A 14,587-nucleotide genomic window follows, 5' to 3' on the forward strand; every position below is an offset into this window, starting at 1 on the left:
GGCCGTACTGATCGCCGTCGGCGCGGTGCTCGCCGTCGCGACGCTGGCCGTCGCGGCCGTTCTGCTGGTCAGGCTGGTGCGCACCTATCTGCTCCTGCGCGGGCCGGCGGCCGGAGGAGAAGGGGGACGAGCCCCGCGGATCACTCCGCGGCGCCCTCGCCCTCGGCGGCCGCGCCCTCCGCGGGCGCCTCGGCCTGGGCGGCCAGCACGTTGAGGACGACGGTCTCCTCCTCGATGGCCAGGGAGGAACCCCTGGGCAGCGGGATGTCCTTGGCCAGGACGGAGTCACCGGCACCCAGACCCTCGACGGAGACGGTCACCGACTCCGGGATGTGAGTCGCCTCGGCCTCCACCGGCAGCGTGTTCAGCACGTGCTCCAGCAGGTTCTGCCCCGGGGCCAGCTCGCCCTCGGTGTGGACCGGGATCTCGACGGTGACCCGCTCGCCCCGCTTGACGACCAGCAGGTCGATGTGGACCAGGAAACCGCGGATGGCCTCGCGCTGCACGGCCTTGGGGATCACCAGCTCCTGGCGGCCCTCGATGTCCAGCGTGATCAGCACGTTGGAGGTCTTCAGGGCCATCATCAGGTCGTAGCCGGGAAGGGCCACGTGGACCGGCTCGGTGCCGTGCCCGTAGATGACACCGGGGACCTTGTCCTCGCGGCGGAGCCTGCGGGACGCACCCTTGCCGAACTCCTTGCGGACCTCGGCGGAGATCTTGACGTCGGCCATGACGCACTCCTCGTCTCTCAAGTCGGTTCTGTGGCGGTTGCCAGAGCTACTCGGCCACGACTGACCTGCTGCGAAGAGCGCGTCGATAACGGATCACCGTGCCACCGCGGGCACGGCTCCCTCGCCGAGCAACTCCACGAGTCTACCGCCCCGCGGCAGCGGGGGCGGACACGGCGGGGGCGCCGTACCGGGTGTGTGCCCGGTACGGCGCCCCCGCCGAACCGTTACGCCTGCTCGTCGAAGAGGCTCGTCACCGAGCCGTCCTCGAACACCTCGCGCACCGCGCGGGCGATCGTCGGCGCCATCGACAGCACCGTGATCTTGTCGACGTCCGCCTCGCTCGGCGTCGGCAGGGTGTCGGTGAAGATGAACTCGCTCACATTGGAGTTCTTCAGCCGGTCAGTCGCCGGACCGGACAGCACACCATGGGTGGCCGCCACGATCACGTCCTCGGCGCCGCCCTCGAACAGCGCGTCGGCGGCCGCGCAGATCGTGCCGCCGGTGTCGACCATGTCGTCCACCAGCACGCACACCCGGCCCCGCACGTCGCCGACGACCTCGTGGACGGTCACCTGGTTCGCCACGTCCGGGTCACGGCGCTTGTGCACGATCGCCAGCGGGGCGCCCAGCCGGTCGCACCAGCGGTCGGCGACCCGCACCCGGCCCGCGTCCGGCGAGACCACCGTCAGCTTGGAACGGTCCACCTTGCCGCCCACGTAGTCCGTCAGCACCGGCAGCGCGAACAGGTGGTCGACGGGGCCGTCGAAGAAGCCCTGGATCTGGTCGGTGTGCAGATCGATGGTGAGGATCCGGTCGGCGCCGGCCGTCCTGAGCAGATCGGCGACCAGCCGCGCCGAGATCGGCTCACGGCCGCGGTGCTTCTTGTCCTGCCGCGCGTAGCCGTAGAACGGCACGATCACGGTGATGCTCCGGGCCGAGGCCCGCTTGAGCGCGTCCACCATGATCAGCTGCTCCATGATCCACTTGTTGATCGGAGCGGTGTGGCTCTGCATCAGGAAGCAGTCCGCACCACGGGCGGACTCCTGGAAGCGCACATAGATCTCGCCGTTGGCGAAGTCGAACGCCTTCGTCGGGACCACGCCGACACCGAGCTGCCCCGCGACCTCCTCCGCCAGACTGGGGTGGGCGCGGCCGGAGAAGAACATCATCTTCTTCTGGCCGGTCGTCTTGATCCCGGTCACAACACAATCTCCTTGCGAGCATCGATTCGTCGGGGCGCACCACGGTGTGCGCTTCTCACGGTACGCCCTGGCCGGGGCACTCCCACCAGGTCATCCCCCGGCCACGGGGCCGTCACCGCTCTCCTCGCCCGCGGCCCGGGCCGCCCGCGCGGCCGCGCTCCCGGGACGCTTCCGGGCCACCCAGCCGGCGATGTTGCGCTGCTGGCCGCGCGCGACGGCCAGCGAACCGGGTGGCACATCCTTGGTGATCACGGACCCGGCGGCGGTGTACGCCCCGTCCCCGACCGTGACAGGAGCCACGAACATGTTGTCCGCACCCGTCCGGCAGTGCGAGCCGATCGTGGTGTGGTGCTTGTTCATCCCGTCGTAGTTCACGAACACGCTCGCGGCGCCGATGTTCGAGTGCTCGCCGATCGTCGCGTCCCCCACGTACGACAGGTGCGGCACCTTCGTGCCCTCGCCCACCTCGGAGTTCTTGATCTCCACATACGTGCCGACCTTCGACTTCGGGCCCAGCAGCGCCCCGGGCCGCAGATACGCGTACGGGCCCACCGACGCGCCCGGGCCGATCTCCGCCGAGTCGGCCACCGCGTTGGACACCACCGCGCCCTCGCCGACGACGGTGTCCGCCAGCCGGCAGTTCGGCCCGACCTCGCAGCCCGCGCCCAGCCGCGTGGAACCCAGCAGCTGCGTACCCGGATGCACCAGCGCGTCCGGCTCGTACGTCACCGTCGCGTCCAGCCACGTCGACGCCGGATCCACCACCGTCACACCGGCCAGCATCGCCCGCCGGAGCAGCCGCTCGTTCAGCAGCCTGCGCGCCTCGGCCAGCTGTACCCGGTTGTTGATCCCGACGATCTCCCGGTGGTCGCCCGCCGCACACGCGCCCACCCGGTGCCCCTGGGCACGCAGAATGCCCAGCACATCGGTCAGGTACTCCTCGCCCTGGCTGTTGTCCGTGCCGATCCGGCCCAGCGCCTCGGCCAGCAGCCGCCCGTCGAACGCGAAGACCCCCGAGTTGATCTCCCGGACCGCCAGCTGCTCCCCGGTGGCGTCCTTGTGCTCCACGATCGCCGTCACCGCGCCGTCCTCGGAGCGCATGATGCGCCCGTAACCGGTCGCGTCCGGCACCTCGGCCGACAGCACCGTCACCGCGTTCCCCTGCCCGGCGTGCGCCTCGGCCAGACCCGCCAGCGTCTCGCCGGTCAGCAGCGGGGTGTCGCCGCAGACGACCACCACCGTCCCCGCCGGCCGCACCCCGTCGGCCGCCAGCGCCTGAAGCGCCGTGCGCACCGCGTGCCCGGTACCCCGCTGCTCGGCCTGCACCGCCGTGCGCACCTTCGCGTCCAGCGCCGCCAGATGCTCGGTGACCCGCTCGCGGCCGTGGCCGACGACCACCACCAGCTCCTCGGGGTCCAGCTCACGGGAGGCCGCCACCACATGACCCACGAGCGACCGCCCGCAGATGTCGTGCAGGACCTTGGGCCTGGCGGACTTCATGCGGGTGCCCTCACCCGCTGCGAGGACGACGACGGCTGCCGGGCGGTTGGCGCTCACGGGTGTGCCCTTCGGCTTCGGGACGGAACTTCGGACGTCTTGTGGACGGATGGCGGGACGGGCCGCCGGACCGGCACGGAACCCACCCGGAGGACCACCCCCGCACACCCGGCGGTCATCGCCGGTTCACGGGACGGACCGCGGCGAAACCGCGCGGGAAGGTGTGGTGTCATCCGCAGGATACCCGGGGGGACCCGGTCATTCCGCCGGTGCCCCCTGGCCCGGCACCGCCGCGCCGCCCGTTCCACCAGCGGTTCCACCGGGACCGCCGGCCGCGCCCTCCGGCCCGCCCGCGCCACCGGCGCCCTCCGCGTCACCCGGTGCGCGGCCGGTGATCGCCGCCAGACTCGCGCGCACATGCGCCATGTGCCGCCGCACCGTCTCCCGCCGCTGCTCGTGCGCCCGCACGATCCGCTCCGTCTCCCGCTCCACACGCTCCCGCCGCAGCCGCGCCCGCGCCAGCAACTCCGCCGCCCGCTCCTCGGCCTCCGCCTGGAGCCGCCGCGCGTCCTCCTCCGCCCCGGCGGACTCCCGCCGCGCCCGCTCCAGAACCGCCTCGCCCCGCCCGGACAGCTCGGCGGCCCGCTCCGCCACCGCCGCCTCGCGCCCGGCAAGCTCCCGCTCCCGGCCCTCGGCCTCCTCCGCCTGCTTCCCCTCCTGCTCCAGCAGCAGCGCCTCACAGCGCTCGGCCATCTCCCGCAGCTCGCGCTCGCCGGCCTCCCGCAGTCCCCCGGCCTCCGTGCGCGCCCGCTCCCGGAGCAGACCGGCCCGCTCCCGCGCCCGCCCGAGCAGCGCCTCAGCCGCCTCGTCCGCCTCCTCCCGCACCCGGGCCGCACCACCGTGCGCCGCCTCCCGCCGGGCCTGGTCCTCCTTCCGTGCCCCCTCCAGTACCCGGCGCGACTCCTCCCGCGCCCGCTCCCGCAGCTCCCCGGCCTCGGCCTCCGCCTCGGACAGGATCAGCCGGGCCCGCTCGCCCAGCGCCTCGTACGTCTGCGGAGGCAGCGCGGCGACCACCCCTCGCAGCCGGTCCGCCTCCGCCTCCAGTTCCCCGGCCAGCACCCCCAGCCCGGTCAGGCGCTCCCGTGCTCCCTCCAGATCCCCGTACAGCCTGCTGGTGTAGCGGTCGACCTGCTCGGGCCGGTAACCGCGGCCCCGTACGACGGCGAAGCCATGAGGCGACTTGGACGCAGACGACGCAGACATCGTGAACCCCAACCTCCACACAATCCGGCGGATATCCCACCCAGCATGCGCCATGGGGCCCTACAGCCCGCAACCGACACAAACCCCGCGAACACACATGGAAGCGTGATCCTCCCGGCACGCCCCCCGGCCGGGGGGGACGGCACGGGCAACGGAGCGGGGAACAGCCGTGCCCGGCCCCCGCTCAGCGGAGACCGGGCACGGACACACCGGCGACGGCCGGGACGCGACGACTACAGCAACCCGTCCCACATCTGCTCGAGCAGCACCGACCACCAGTTCTCCGGACCTGCCAGGGCCGCCGGATCCAGGCACGCCAGCATCCCCTGGAAATCCACCGTCCAGCGGCCCGCCTGCTCCGGCGTCAACCCGTACCGCAGCCGCCACATCCGGCCCAGCAGCGCCAGAGACCGCACGAACTGCGGCAGACCGCTGTTGACGAACTGCGCCGCCGCCGGACCGCCGCCCGCGGGAGCCTCCAGCGGCACCGCCATGATGTGCGCCGTGCCGTACCGCACACACAGCTGACGCCCGTAGTCGTTGCCCATCACCAGATACGAGGCCGCGTCCGCCGAGGGCAGCGCCCCGCGCTCCCGCGCCAGCTCCGCCAGCGTCGGCACCGGACGCCCCGGCTGCGCCTGCACCCAGAAGAACGGACCGAACTCCACCGGCAGACCCGCCCACATCAGCGTCTGCGCCACCACGTCCGGAACACCCTGCCGGGAGACCGCACGCTGGTCGAAACGGAACACCGCCTGCGGGCCGAAAGCCTGCGCGAGCTCCTGCGCCACACCGTCCGGCCCGACCGCCGGCGCCGGCTGGAGCAGATGCGGTGGCGGAAGCGGCACCCGCACCGGCGCCGGACGCGCCGGACCGTCGGCCACCTGGTGCAACTCACCCTGATGCTCTATCAGATGACGCACCCCCTGCTGGCGGGAGGCCACATCGCGCCCGTACGGCGCGGTGTGGCTGATCCGCACCTGTGGCCAGGACTCCCGCACCATCCGCGCGCAGTAACCACCGGGAACGTCGCAGCACTCCAGCTCCGTGTGCAGCTCCAGCACCCGCTGCGGCGGAACACCCATCGCCCGCAGCTCGTGCAGGATCTGCCACTCCGGATGCGGAGTGCCCGGCGCCGAACGGCGGATCAGCTGCTGCTCGGAACCGTCCGGCGCGCGATAGCGCAGCACCGCCATGTAACCGGGCCCGACCATCGGCATACCGGACGGCCGCTGCCCCGGACCGCCGTACGACGGCGCGCCCGGAGGACCCCCCGGACCGCCCGTCGGAGGCCCCCCCGGCCCCCCCGGACCCGCCGGCATCGTCGCCGCGTGGTGCACCCCGCCCCCCGGAGCGGCCGGAGCACCCGGCGCGGGGGTGTCCGCGCGTCCCTGGGACGCCACTCCGTCCGCCGACACCAACCGCGTAGGCGTATAGGCCGCACCACCGGACGGCCCACCCGGCGAAGCCGCCCCCGGCACACCCGGCTCACCCGGCGGCGGCACGGACGCCCCGCCGCGCTTCGGCGCACGGCCGGCGGCATCCCCCGGCACCCCCGGAGCGCCGGGCGGCGGCGGAGCACCGGGAGCGGCAGGCGGAGGAGTGCCGGGGCCGCCCGCCGACGGGTCGGCCGGCATCGTCGCCGCGCGGTGCACCCCGCCCGGCGGAGTCCGCGGAGACCGTGAGGGCTGCCGCTCCTGGTCCTGATCCTGGTTCCGCGCGGAACCCTGCGGGTCGTCGGCCGCCGGAGCCACCGCCGTCCTCGGCAGCACACCACCGCTCTCCGGCAGCAGCGCCGTCTTGGCCTCCGATCCCGCCCCGGACACCGGACCCGGCCCCCCGTCCTCGTCGTCACTCCCGCTGATCGGCGGCACGGACACCGACACCGGCGGCCGCGCCGACGCCAGATCGCCACCACTGCCACTGGTGTCCGCCGCGTCCCACGGCGAACCGGAACCTGAGTCGGAACCGGAAACAGCCTCCCCGGCAGACGCCGGCGCATCCGGCACCGGCGCGGAACCACCCGACGGCCGGCCCGAGCCCCCCGAGCCGGCCGCCTCACGGCGCCCCGGAACCCCCAACCGGTCCGCCGCCTCCTGCAACCACTGCGGAGGCGTCAGCAGGAACGACGTCGCCTCCAGATCCACCCGCCGAGGCGGAGCCGCCGGCGCCGGTGCGGCCGAGGCCCCGTACTCCTCCTCGTACCGCCGGATCACCTCACCCACCGGCAACGCCGGCCACAGCGTCGACTCACCGCTGTCCCGCGCGATCACCAGCCGCTGCCGGCCACCACCCGACGACGGACCGTCCGCGCGATCCTCCGCCCACGCCACGAAACCCAGACCGAACTCCCGCACCCACACCTCACGGCGCTGATACGTCGGCACACCACCGTTGACCCAGCGCTCCGCACGCTCCTGCGCCTGCGCGAACGTCACCATCGAGCCTCACCCCTCCACCGGAACGGCACGAGCGAACCCGCCGTCCACCATCAGGCCGGCCACGGTCTCCAACTCCGGCGGATTACCCGCCAGCCGCAACAGGAAGTCGTCGAAATCCGCACCGCACGGCAGCAGAAGCCCCGCCACCCGCTCCCGCACCGACAGTCCGTCCCGGTCCCGCGCGTCGTCGTACGCGCAGAACCACACCGACCCCGGCGCCTCACCGCGCACCTTCACCGCGACGATCCCGCCCTGCACGAAGGCCACACCCAGATAATCCTTCGTCAGATGGTCCCGCAGGCACTTGTTCACATACACCAGATCATTGACCGCCGCCTCCTCACGCACCGTGAAGAACGGCTGATCCACCAGCAACCCCAACTCCGCGTCCAGAGCCACTCCCGCCGGCGCACAACCACCCGCCGCCTTCAGAAACGACCGGTACGACTCCGGCAGCCGACACCCCAGAGTCTCCTCCGCGTCCAGCACCTGCTCCTCGGACACCGCCACACCGTGCGGCACTTCGAAACGCACCGGCCGCGTCTCCTGCAACGGCCGCGTCCCCCGCTTCCCGTGATCCACCACAGCCGTCGCCAGACCACCGTGATGCCGCAGCAGAGCCTTCACCTCCACCGGCACCAACTCCAGCCTGCGACCACCCGCCACGTGATGCCACGTCCAGCCGTGCGGAGTCGCCACCGACGGCGACTCCGCCCACAACTCATGACCCTCCGCACGCATCGCCGCGTTCGCCGACACATGGTCGGTCAACCGCAGCTCGTCCCCGCCGAAACCCTCCGGCGGTTCCGCGATCTCCACCGCCGCGCGCGCGAAAGGCGAGAAATCCGGATAACCGCGCTCATCCACCCGCACACCACCCGGATACCGGGCAGCCCGCACCGGGTCCGGAAAACGCACGACCTGGCCGGCATAGGCCACATTCGGCGGCGCGAACCCCTCCCCGGGACGGGAACCGGGAGAAACCCCCAACCCAGGCCTACCTGTCGTCATGGCGGTGCCCCCTGCTGGCAACTGGCTGACGGGCGCCGATGGGCGCTGACGAGCACAGCCTATGCGCTGCCCCCACCACCGGTCCCGCCCCCGTCCGCCCGCTCCGGCACACCCCCAACCGACACCACACCGCCACCCCGGCGGACACCTCGCCGCCCCTGCACGGCACACTCACAACACGGCCACACCGGGCCGGGACACGCCCTGCGACATGCCCCGAAACCGACCCCGCTTTCCCAAAAGCCCGCCCGTTTGGCACCCTGAACCAACGCCATCGGGGGGATGCGCGGGGAGGAAACCCAACCATGCACGCCACACAACACGACACCGCCGAGCACCTCTCGGACCCCCGCATCGGCTGGGGCGCACCCGACGACACCACCCCCGTCCCGCGCCACCGCCGCGACGGCATCATGCCCACCGTCGCCGCCGCCCTCTCCGTACGCGGCCGGACACTCACCTGCACCGCGGGCAAAGCCGACACCCCCCCGGCTCTCCACCCCCTCGTCCAGGACTACCTCGACACCCTCACCGCCCCCCAACGCGAACGCCACACCGGACGCTGCCCCGAAGCCGTCCTCATCTCCCGCCACCTCGCCGCCGCCGAAGCAAGCCGCGGCAAACGCGCCAGCCGCAAACCCCTCAGCACCGGCGAAGCCCGCAAAGCACTCAAGGGCGCCAAGATCACCACCCGGCGCATCCGCGAGGACGGCGATCCGGCGCACGGCACCTACGCGCCCCCCTGCCGCTCCTGCGCAGCCCTCCTCGCGCACTTCGGCGTGCGCCCCGTCGACACCGCAGGAGAACGGTGAACACCCCCATCCCCCACCCCCGCCACACCACCACCCGTTTCCCCGTCCCCGTCGACGCCGCCCTCCGCGCCGCCGGCTGGACACCCGGACGCCACCACATCGCACAGGCCGAGATCTGGGCCGACACCCTCCGGGCCCACCACTCGCCCACCGGACACCGGCACGCCGTCTTCCCCGCCGCCGTCGAGGTCTGGGCCGAGTTCGGCGGCCTCCACATCGCGGGCACCGAACCCGGCCGCCACATCGCCCCCGCAGCCGTCCGCGTCGACCCTCTGCACGGCCTCCACTGGCCCCGTACCCTCAACGACCTCGGACGCGCCCTCGGCACCGCCCTGGCCCCCCTCGGCGAAGAGGACGGCGGCAACGCACTCCTCGCCATCGACGAACGAGGCCGCGTCTACAGCATCGACCACACCGGCGACTGGTACCTCGGCCACACCTTCGACGCCGCACTGACCACCCTCGTCACCGGCACCAACCCCAAACGCCTCACCCGCGCCCCGGGATGACCCCGGCCGGTCTCAGCCCCGGTCCGGAATGACAGCCGACACCCGGAAACCCCCCGCCTCCGTCGGCCCCGACACGAACCCCCCACCCAGCGACGCCACCCGCTCACGCATCCCCACCAGACCGTTGCCCCCACTGGGCAACCCCGCACCCCGCGTTCCCTCCGCCGGCGCGTCGTTCTCCACCAGCACCGCCACCTCACCCGCACGACACGCCAACCGCACCCGCGTACACGCACCCGCCGCATGCTTGTGCACGTTCGTCAACGCCTCCTGCACCACCCGGTACGCCGTCCGCTCCACCCGCCGCGCATACGAACGCACCTCCCCCTCCACCGACAACTCCACCGACATCCCCGCCGCCCGCGACTGCCCCACCAGCGCGTCCAGATCACCCAGGCACGGCCCACCGGTCTCCTCCGAGCCCCGGCCTGCGGACGCCGCGACCGCCTCCGCGACCTCCGCCACCCGCGCCAACGGACGATCCGACCCCACAGCCGACCCCGACGGCCTCGCCTCATGCGCCCGCAGCACCCCCAGCATCGTCCGCAACTCCGTCAGTGCCTGCCGCCCCATGTCCCCGATCAGCACCGCGTTCCGCGACGCCTTCTCCGGATCCCTCCGCGCCACCGCCTGCAACGCCGCCGCGTGCACCACCATCAGACTCACCCGGTGCGCCACCACGTCGTGCATCTCACGCGCGATCCGCGTCCGCTCCTCGTTGCGCGCCCACTCCGCACGCTCCTCCGCACGATCCGCCAGCAGCGACAACTCCCGTTCCAGACCGTCCGCACGCTCCCGCAGACTCTCCACCAGCCGCCGCCGCGCCCCCACGTACAGCCCCAGCAGCACCGGAGGAGCCGTCACCCCCACCGACATCAGCACCGACACCAGCGGAACGAACCACACCGGCGGGTCATGACCGTAGTCGTCCCGCACCACACTCCGCCGGAGCTCAACGACCGCGACGATCAGTGTCCCCAGCCCCTGCATGCCGGCCAGCAGGGCGATGATCCGCCGCGGCACATCCGACGCCGCCAGCGTGTACAGCCCCACCGTCCCCAGCAGAACGCCCATCTGCGCCGGCGTGACCGCGATCGCCACCAGCACCACCGCGATCGGCCACCTGCGCCGCAGCACCAGCGACAGCCCCGCCAGCGTCCCCAGCGCCACCGACAGACCCACCGGAAGACCGGCCTCACGCGCGAACGGCACTCCCTGCACCGCGCACTCCGCACCCGACACCAGCGCGAGCACCGCGTCCAGCGCCGCACCGCGACGCCGCGTCCACCACAGCGGCCCCCGAGGCGCATCACCCCGGCCCTGGTCATGGGCCTCGACGCTTTCCCCCGTCTCGGTCATACCGCCCAGCCTACGACCGCCCGCCAGCGGTTTTCGGGGCGGCTCCGCCCGCGGAAAACCGCATGTGCGCCGGGGCGAGCACCGGTGTGAGCGGTGACGAAAAAGCTACTTTTCACCCGAAGAACTGAATCATCCGGATTTTCGAACCACGCACTCCTTTGCGGGTCCAGGATGACGTCATGGTTCAAGCCAAGACGGAGATGAAGGAGCGCGCCCGAGCTCTGCGCCGCGCGGGCCGCACATACGACGAGATCGTGGCGGAGCTGGGGGTGTCGAAGAGCTCGGTGTCGCTGTGGGTGCGGGATCTGCCGAGGCCGAGGCGTGCGGAGCACGCCCGCGCGATGGCGGAGGCGCGTTGGGAGCCTTACCGGCGTAAGCAGGAGGTCTTGCGGCAGCAGACGAAGGCGATGGCGGCCGGCGAGATCGGTCGCATGACGGACCGGGAGCTGTTCCTGGTAGGGGTCGGCCTTTACTGGGCCGAGGGGACGAAGAGCAAGTCGTACCGTCTTGAGGAACGAGTCACCTTCGTGAACAGCGACCCGGGGATGATCACGCTGTACCTGAGGTGGCTGGCGCTGGTCGGTGTGGAGCCGGAGCGGTTGCGCTTCCGCGTCATGATCCACGAGTCGGCGGATGTCGAGGGGGCCGAGCGTTACTGGGCTGACCTCGTCGGAGTGGACGTGAGCGTGCTGGAGGGGGCCACGCTCAAGAAGCACAACCCCGTGACGGTGCGCAAGAACACCGGCAAGGCGTATCACGGCTGCCTTGTGGTGAGGGTTCTCGGCAGTGCCGACCTTTACCGTCGCATCGAGGGCTGGTGGTACGGCATAGTGGTGGAGGCCGGTTCGGACAGCCGGGAAGGATGTCCGAATTAAGGCTTTTACTATCCCCTGTGGTGTAATTGGCAACACTATCGGTTTTGGTCCGATCATTCCAGGTTCGAGTCCTGGCGGGGGAGCTCAAAGTTCGAATGGAGGGCCCCGACCACCGGTCGGGGTCCTTCGCCGTATCCGCGCCCGGCCCGGCCGCCCGGTCGGCCTGTGCCGACTTGAGGTTGACGTAAGGGGAAAGGGCATCCTTGGGACCGAGTCCCCTAGGTCGTGTCTCTCAACTCCGTAACCAGGCGATGATCGCCGCCAGTACGGCTGCGGAGCGGTAGACGATCGCGAGTTTGTCGTAACGGGTGGCCAGGCCCCGCCACTGTTTGAGCAGGCTGAATGCTCGTTCCACGACGTTCCTGCGCTTGTAGGTCTCGGTGTCCAAAGTCCGGGGCCGTCCACCGCTGCGGCCTTTCCTCTTGCGGTTGGCCTGCTGATCGGCACGCTCGGGAATATCCGTGCGGATGCCGCGGACCGCGAGGTCTGCGCGGACCTGCTTGGAGGAGTACGCCTTGTCTGCGAGCAGTGCGTCCGGCGTGGTGCGCGGCCTGCCGGGGCCAAGTCGCGGGACGCGGATGTCCCCCAGTAACAGAGGGAGGACCTGCGCGTCGTGGACTTGGCCAGGGGTGACCACGACCGCCAGCGGGCGGCCGTTGCCGTCCACGGCATGATGAATCTTGGTCGTCAGGCCGCCACGTGATCTGCCTATGGCGTGGCCGGCCGGCTCGCCCCTGGTAGCCGGAGTTTCGTTCTTGTTCTGGCAGGTGACAGCGCTGGTGTCCTTCTCCGGCCGGGTCGTGTTCGTGGCGTGCTGGTGGGCCCGGTTGATCGTCGAGTCGACCGCGACCGTCCAGTCGATCCCGTTGATCGAGTCCGCATGAGCGGTCACCTGGGCCAGAACCGCGTCCCAGGTGCCGTCCGCCGCCCACCTGCGATGGCGCTTCCACACCGTCTGCCAGGGACCGAATGCTTCGCGGGGCAGATCTCTCCAGGGAATGCCCGTGCGGTATCGATAGATAATCCCTTCGACGATGCGGCGGTGGTCGGCGAACGGACGCCCTGCCTTCCCGGCGTTGTGGGGAAGGCAGGGCACCAGGCGTGTCCATTGCTCGTCGGTCAGCAAACGCATGCGCCCGCTCGTGGTCACCGGGGCCGGTAGGCGGTGGCCAGCACGGAGACAGTGATCTGATCGGGCAGGACGCCACCGTCGTTGAGGTCTGCGCGGCTCACATGGCGTGCACTCGGTGTCATCCCAACCAGATCCAGGACATCCAGCTTGGTCAAGGGAACGGAGTACTCCACCTGCTCGGTGACGACGGCCTCGAAGAAGGGGTTGAGCGCCCGGTGTAGGCGCTGTTCCTTGGCCGGGTCGATCGTGATCATCGCAGGCATCTGGCCACGCAGCTCGGCCAAGTGCCGCCCGGAGGGACGGATGACGATCAGCCGGCCGGTTGGGCGCAGAACGCGGTGGAACTCGGCCGGATTGCGTGGAGCAAACACGTCCAGCACGACATCGGCCGCCCCGTCGGCCAGTGGGAAGGGACGGAACACGTCCCAGGCCACCGCGGCGGCCCGGCCGTGGGCGCGGGCTGCCAAGCGCAGCGCGCGCACCGATGTCTCCAGCCCCAGGCCACGGGCACCGGGCAACTGGTCGAGTACGCCGGCCAAGTAGTAGCCCGTGCCGCAACCCACATCCACCACCGTGCCCTGCTCGGACACGGCATCAACCGCCAGGCGGGCCCCGATGTCGCGGATGGGCGCGTAGGCGCCGGTGGACAGAAAGCGGTCCCGGGCCTGGACCATGGCCGCGTCGTCACCGCTGGTGGCGCGGGTGCCCGTCAGCAGGCTGGCATAGCCGTGACGGGCGATGTCGAAGGTGTGGCCCACCGGGCAACGCAATGCACCGTGGCCGGGGTGCAGGCGGCGCGTACGGCACGTCGGGCAACGCAGCAGGCCGAGGGACAGATCGAGGGCAGGGGGAAGCGACACGGGCACGAGGCACTCCTGGCAAGGGGTGAAGGGAAGGGATCGTGCCTGCGCGGTCAGAGCGTCATTGCCTCAGAAAGGAACGGGCAGTATCAGGAGGCGGTTCGCGCAGCAGGCACACCAAGGAGGGCGACGCCGTCCGGCATCGCCCTCAGCGCCTTCCCATCACAGGAAGCAGCAGTGCGGGGTGCTCATGAATGCCACGTCATAAGTCTACGAGCACAGCGGAAACCCTCATGCCCCAATGTCCAAGGGCAGTTGGGAGACATGGCCTAGGGGTGGTACCCCCTTCCTCCTACCCGCGGCTCGTCCCCTGGCAGGACGAGGGCGGGCGGATCGCTCCCTAGGCTGCTTGACGCAGGGTGCCGCACCGCCGGGGCGGTGCCCGCCCCGTACGGATACGGCACCGCGCACCATCGCGGCGCCGGGCCGGGTGCGACAGGCTCTTCGCGTAAGTCCAGTCGGTGACGCGGGTTTCGGGGAAGCCCCGGCGCGGCGTAGTTGATAACAGTCGATACAGGAGACATACCGTGACAACGGCTGTAGTGAATCCCAGGACCGGGGGCAGTGGAGGAAGTACGGCCGTTGCCGCGCGGGCGCGGCAGGTCGTCAAGGCGTATGGCGCCGGTGAGACGCGGGTGGTGGCGCTGGACCGGGTGGACGTGGACATCGCGCGGGGCGCGTTCACGGCGATCATGGGTCCGTCGGGTTCGGGCAAGTCGACGCTGATGCACTGCCTCGCGGGGCTGGACGCGGTGTCGTCGGGGCAGGTGTGGATCGGTGAGACCGAACTGTCCTCCCTGAAGGAGAGGAAGCTCACGCAACTGCGCCGGGACAAGGTCGGTTTCATCTTCCAGGCGTTCAATCTGCTGCCCACCCTGACGGCGCTGGAGAACAT

At 71.4% G+C, this 14,587-nt stretch carries 13 protein-coding genes and 1 tRNA gene; 5 read left to right on the plus strand and 9 right to left on the minus strand.

Features of this window, described 5'->3' with window-relative positions; all coding sequences use genetic code 11:
• Positions 1–140: 140 nt before the first annotated feature.
• The 6 genes from LJ221_RS06275 to LJ221_RS06300 form a co-directional block, all read right to left on the minus strand.
• Positions 141–731, minus strand: a complete 591-nt coding sequence (locus tag LJ221_RS06275) for a 50S ribosomal protein L25/general stress protein Ctc (protein WP_241714493.1) — start codon at positions 729–731, stop codon at positions 141–143.
• Between the two features lie 224 nt (positions 732–955).
• Entirely contained in the window at positions 956–1,933 is a 978-nt protein-coding gene (locus LJ221_RS06280; protein ID WP_241714494.1) for a ribose-phosphate diphosphokinase, read from the minus strand.
• A gap of 90 nt (positions 1,934–2,023) precedes the next feature.
• A complete protein-coding gene (gene glmU, locus LJ221_RS06285; RefSeq protein ID WP_241714495.1) occupies positions 2,024–3,490 on the minus strand; it encodes a bifunctional UDP-N-acetylglucosamine diphosphorylase/glucosamine-1-phosphate N-acetyltransferase GlmU in 1,467 nt (488 codons plus the stop codon).
• Positions 3,491–3,688: 198 nt separating this feature from the next.
• On the minus strand, positions 3,689–4,693 hold the full coding sequence (locus LJ221_RS06290) for a cellulose-binding protein (protein WP_241714497.1): 1,005 nt from the start codon (positions 4,691–4,693) through the stop codon (positions 3,689–3,691).
• Between the two features lie 233 nt (positions 4,694–4,926).
• Entirely contained in the window at positions 4,927–7,134 is a 2,208-nt protein-coding gene (locus LJ221_RS06295; RefSeq protein ID WP_241714499.1) for an SUKH-4 family immunity protein, read from the minus strand.
• 6 nt (positions 7,135–7,140) lie between these two features.
• Positions 7,141–8,145: an SMI1/KNR4 family protein gene (locus LJ221_RS06300; RefSeq protein ID WP_241714501.1), complete on the minus strand. Its 1,005-nt coding sequence runs from the start codon at positions 8,143–8,145 to the stop codon at positions 7,141–7,143.
• Between the two features lie 305 nt (positions 8,146–8,450).
• Here LJ221_RS06300 and LJ221_RS06305 point away from each other — a divergent pair, with 305 nt between their 5' ends.
• On the plus strand, positions 8,451–8,957 hold the full coding sequence (locus tag LJ221_RS06305) for a YwqJ-related putative deaminase (protein ID WP_241714504.1): 507 nt from the start codon (positions 8,451–8,453) through the stop codon (positions 8,955–8,957).
• On the plus strand, positions 8,954–9,466 hold the full coding sequence (locus LJ221_RS06310; protein ID WP_374228390.1) for an SUKH-3 domain-containing protein: 513 nt from the start codon (positions 8,954–8,956) through the stop codon (positions 9,464–9,466). Before LJ221_RS06305 ends, LJ221_RS06310 begins: the two co-directional genes overlap by 4 nt.
• A 12-nt stretch (positions 9,467–9,478) precedes the next feature.
• On the opposite strand, the gene LJ221_RS06315 is transcribed toward LJ221_RS06310, so the two are convergent.
• A complete protein-coding gene (locus LJ221_RS06315; RefSeq protein ID WP_241714506.1) occupies positions 9,479–10,825 on the minus strand; it encodes a sensor histidine kinase in 1,347 nt (448 codons plus the stop codon).
• Positions 10,826–11,004: 179 nt separating this feature from the next.
• Here LJ221_RS06315 and LJ221_RS06320 point away from each other — a divergent pair, with 179 nt between their 5' ends.
• Together LJ221_RS06320 and LJ221_RS06325 are read left to right on the plus strand one after the other, a co-directional pair.
• Positions 11,005–11,700: a hypothetical protein gene (locus LJ221_RS06320; RefSeq protein ID WP_241714508.1), complete on the plus strand. Its 696-nt coding sequence runs from the start codon at positions 11,005–11,007 to the stop codon at positions 11,698–11,700.
• 11 nt (positions 11,701–11,711) lie between these two features.
• Positions 11,712–11,783: transfer RNA gene (locus LJ221_RS06325), tRNA-Gln, on the plus strand.
• Positions 11,784–11,932: 149 nt separating this feature from the next.
• On the opposite strand, the gene LJ221_RS06330 is transcribed toward LJ221_RS06325, so the two are convergent.
• Together LJ221_RS06330 and LJ221_RS06335 are read right to left on the minus strand one after the other, a co-directional pair.
• The gene (locus tag LJ221_RS06330; RefSeq protein ID WP_241714510.1) at positions 11,933–12,832 is read right to left on the minus strand and encodes an IS5 family transposase; all 900 of its coding nucleotides are present in this window, start codon (positions 12,830–12,832) and stop codon (positions 11,933–11,935) included.
• 14 nt (positions 12,833–12,846) lie between these two features.
• Complete coding sequence (locus tag LJ221_RS06335) at positions 12,847–13,698, minus strand: putative RNA methyltransferase (protein WP_241714512.1); 852 nt, start codon at positions 13,696–13,698, stop codon at positions 12,847–12,849.
• A 521-nt stretch (positions 13,699–14,219) separates the two neighbouring features.
• Here LJ221_RS06335 and LJ221_RS06340 point away from each other — a divergent pair.
• Positions 14,220–14,587: ABC transporter ATP-binding protein (locus LJ221_RS06340; protein WP_241714514.1), on the plus strand; the 368-nt coding region annotated here is incomplete at its 3' end.

It is taken from the genome of Streptomyces sp. CNQ085 (assembly GCF_022614595.1).
Taxonomy (GTDB): domain Bacteria; phylum Actinomycetota; class Actinomycetes; order Streptomycetales; family Streptomycetaceae; genus Streptomyces.

Bases quoted from the DNA above. Each gene is read 5' to 3' on its own strand.
- LJ221_RS06330 (WP_241714510.1), bottom strand. From the start codon at position 12,832: ATGCGTTTGCTGACCGACGAGCAATGGACACGCCTGGTGCCCTGCCTT.
- LJ221_RS06315 (WP_241714506.1), bottom strand. From the start codon at position 10,825: ATGACCGAGACGGGGGAAAGCGTCGAGGCCCATGACCAGGGCCGGGGT.
- LJ221_RS06290 (WP_241714497.1), bottom strand. From the start codon at position 4,693: ATGTCTGCGTCGTCTGCGTCCAAGTCGCCTCATGGCTTCGCCGTCGTA.
- LJ221_RS06300 (WP_241714501.1), bottom strand. From the start codon at position 8,145: ATGACGACAGGTAGGCCTGGGTTGGGGGTTTCTCCCGGTTCCCGTCCC.
- LJ221_RS06320 (WP_241714508.1), top strand. From the start codon at position 11,005: ATGGTTCAAGCCAAGACGGAGATGAAGGAGCGCGCCCGAGCTCTGCGC.
- LJ221_RS06295 (WP_241714499.1), bottom strand. From the start codon at position 7,134: ATGGTGACGTTCGCGCAGGCGCAGGAGCGTGCGGAGCGCTGGGTCAAC.
- LJ221_RS06275 (WP_241714493.1), bottom strand. From the start codon at position 731: ATGGCCGACGTCAAGATCTCCGCCGAGGTCCGCAAGGAGTTCGGCAAG.
- LJ221_RS06305 (WP_241714504.1), top strand. From the start codon at position 8,451: ATGCACGCCACACAACACGACACCGCCGAGCACCTCTCGGACCCCCGC.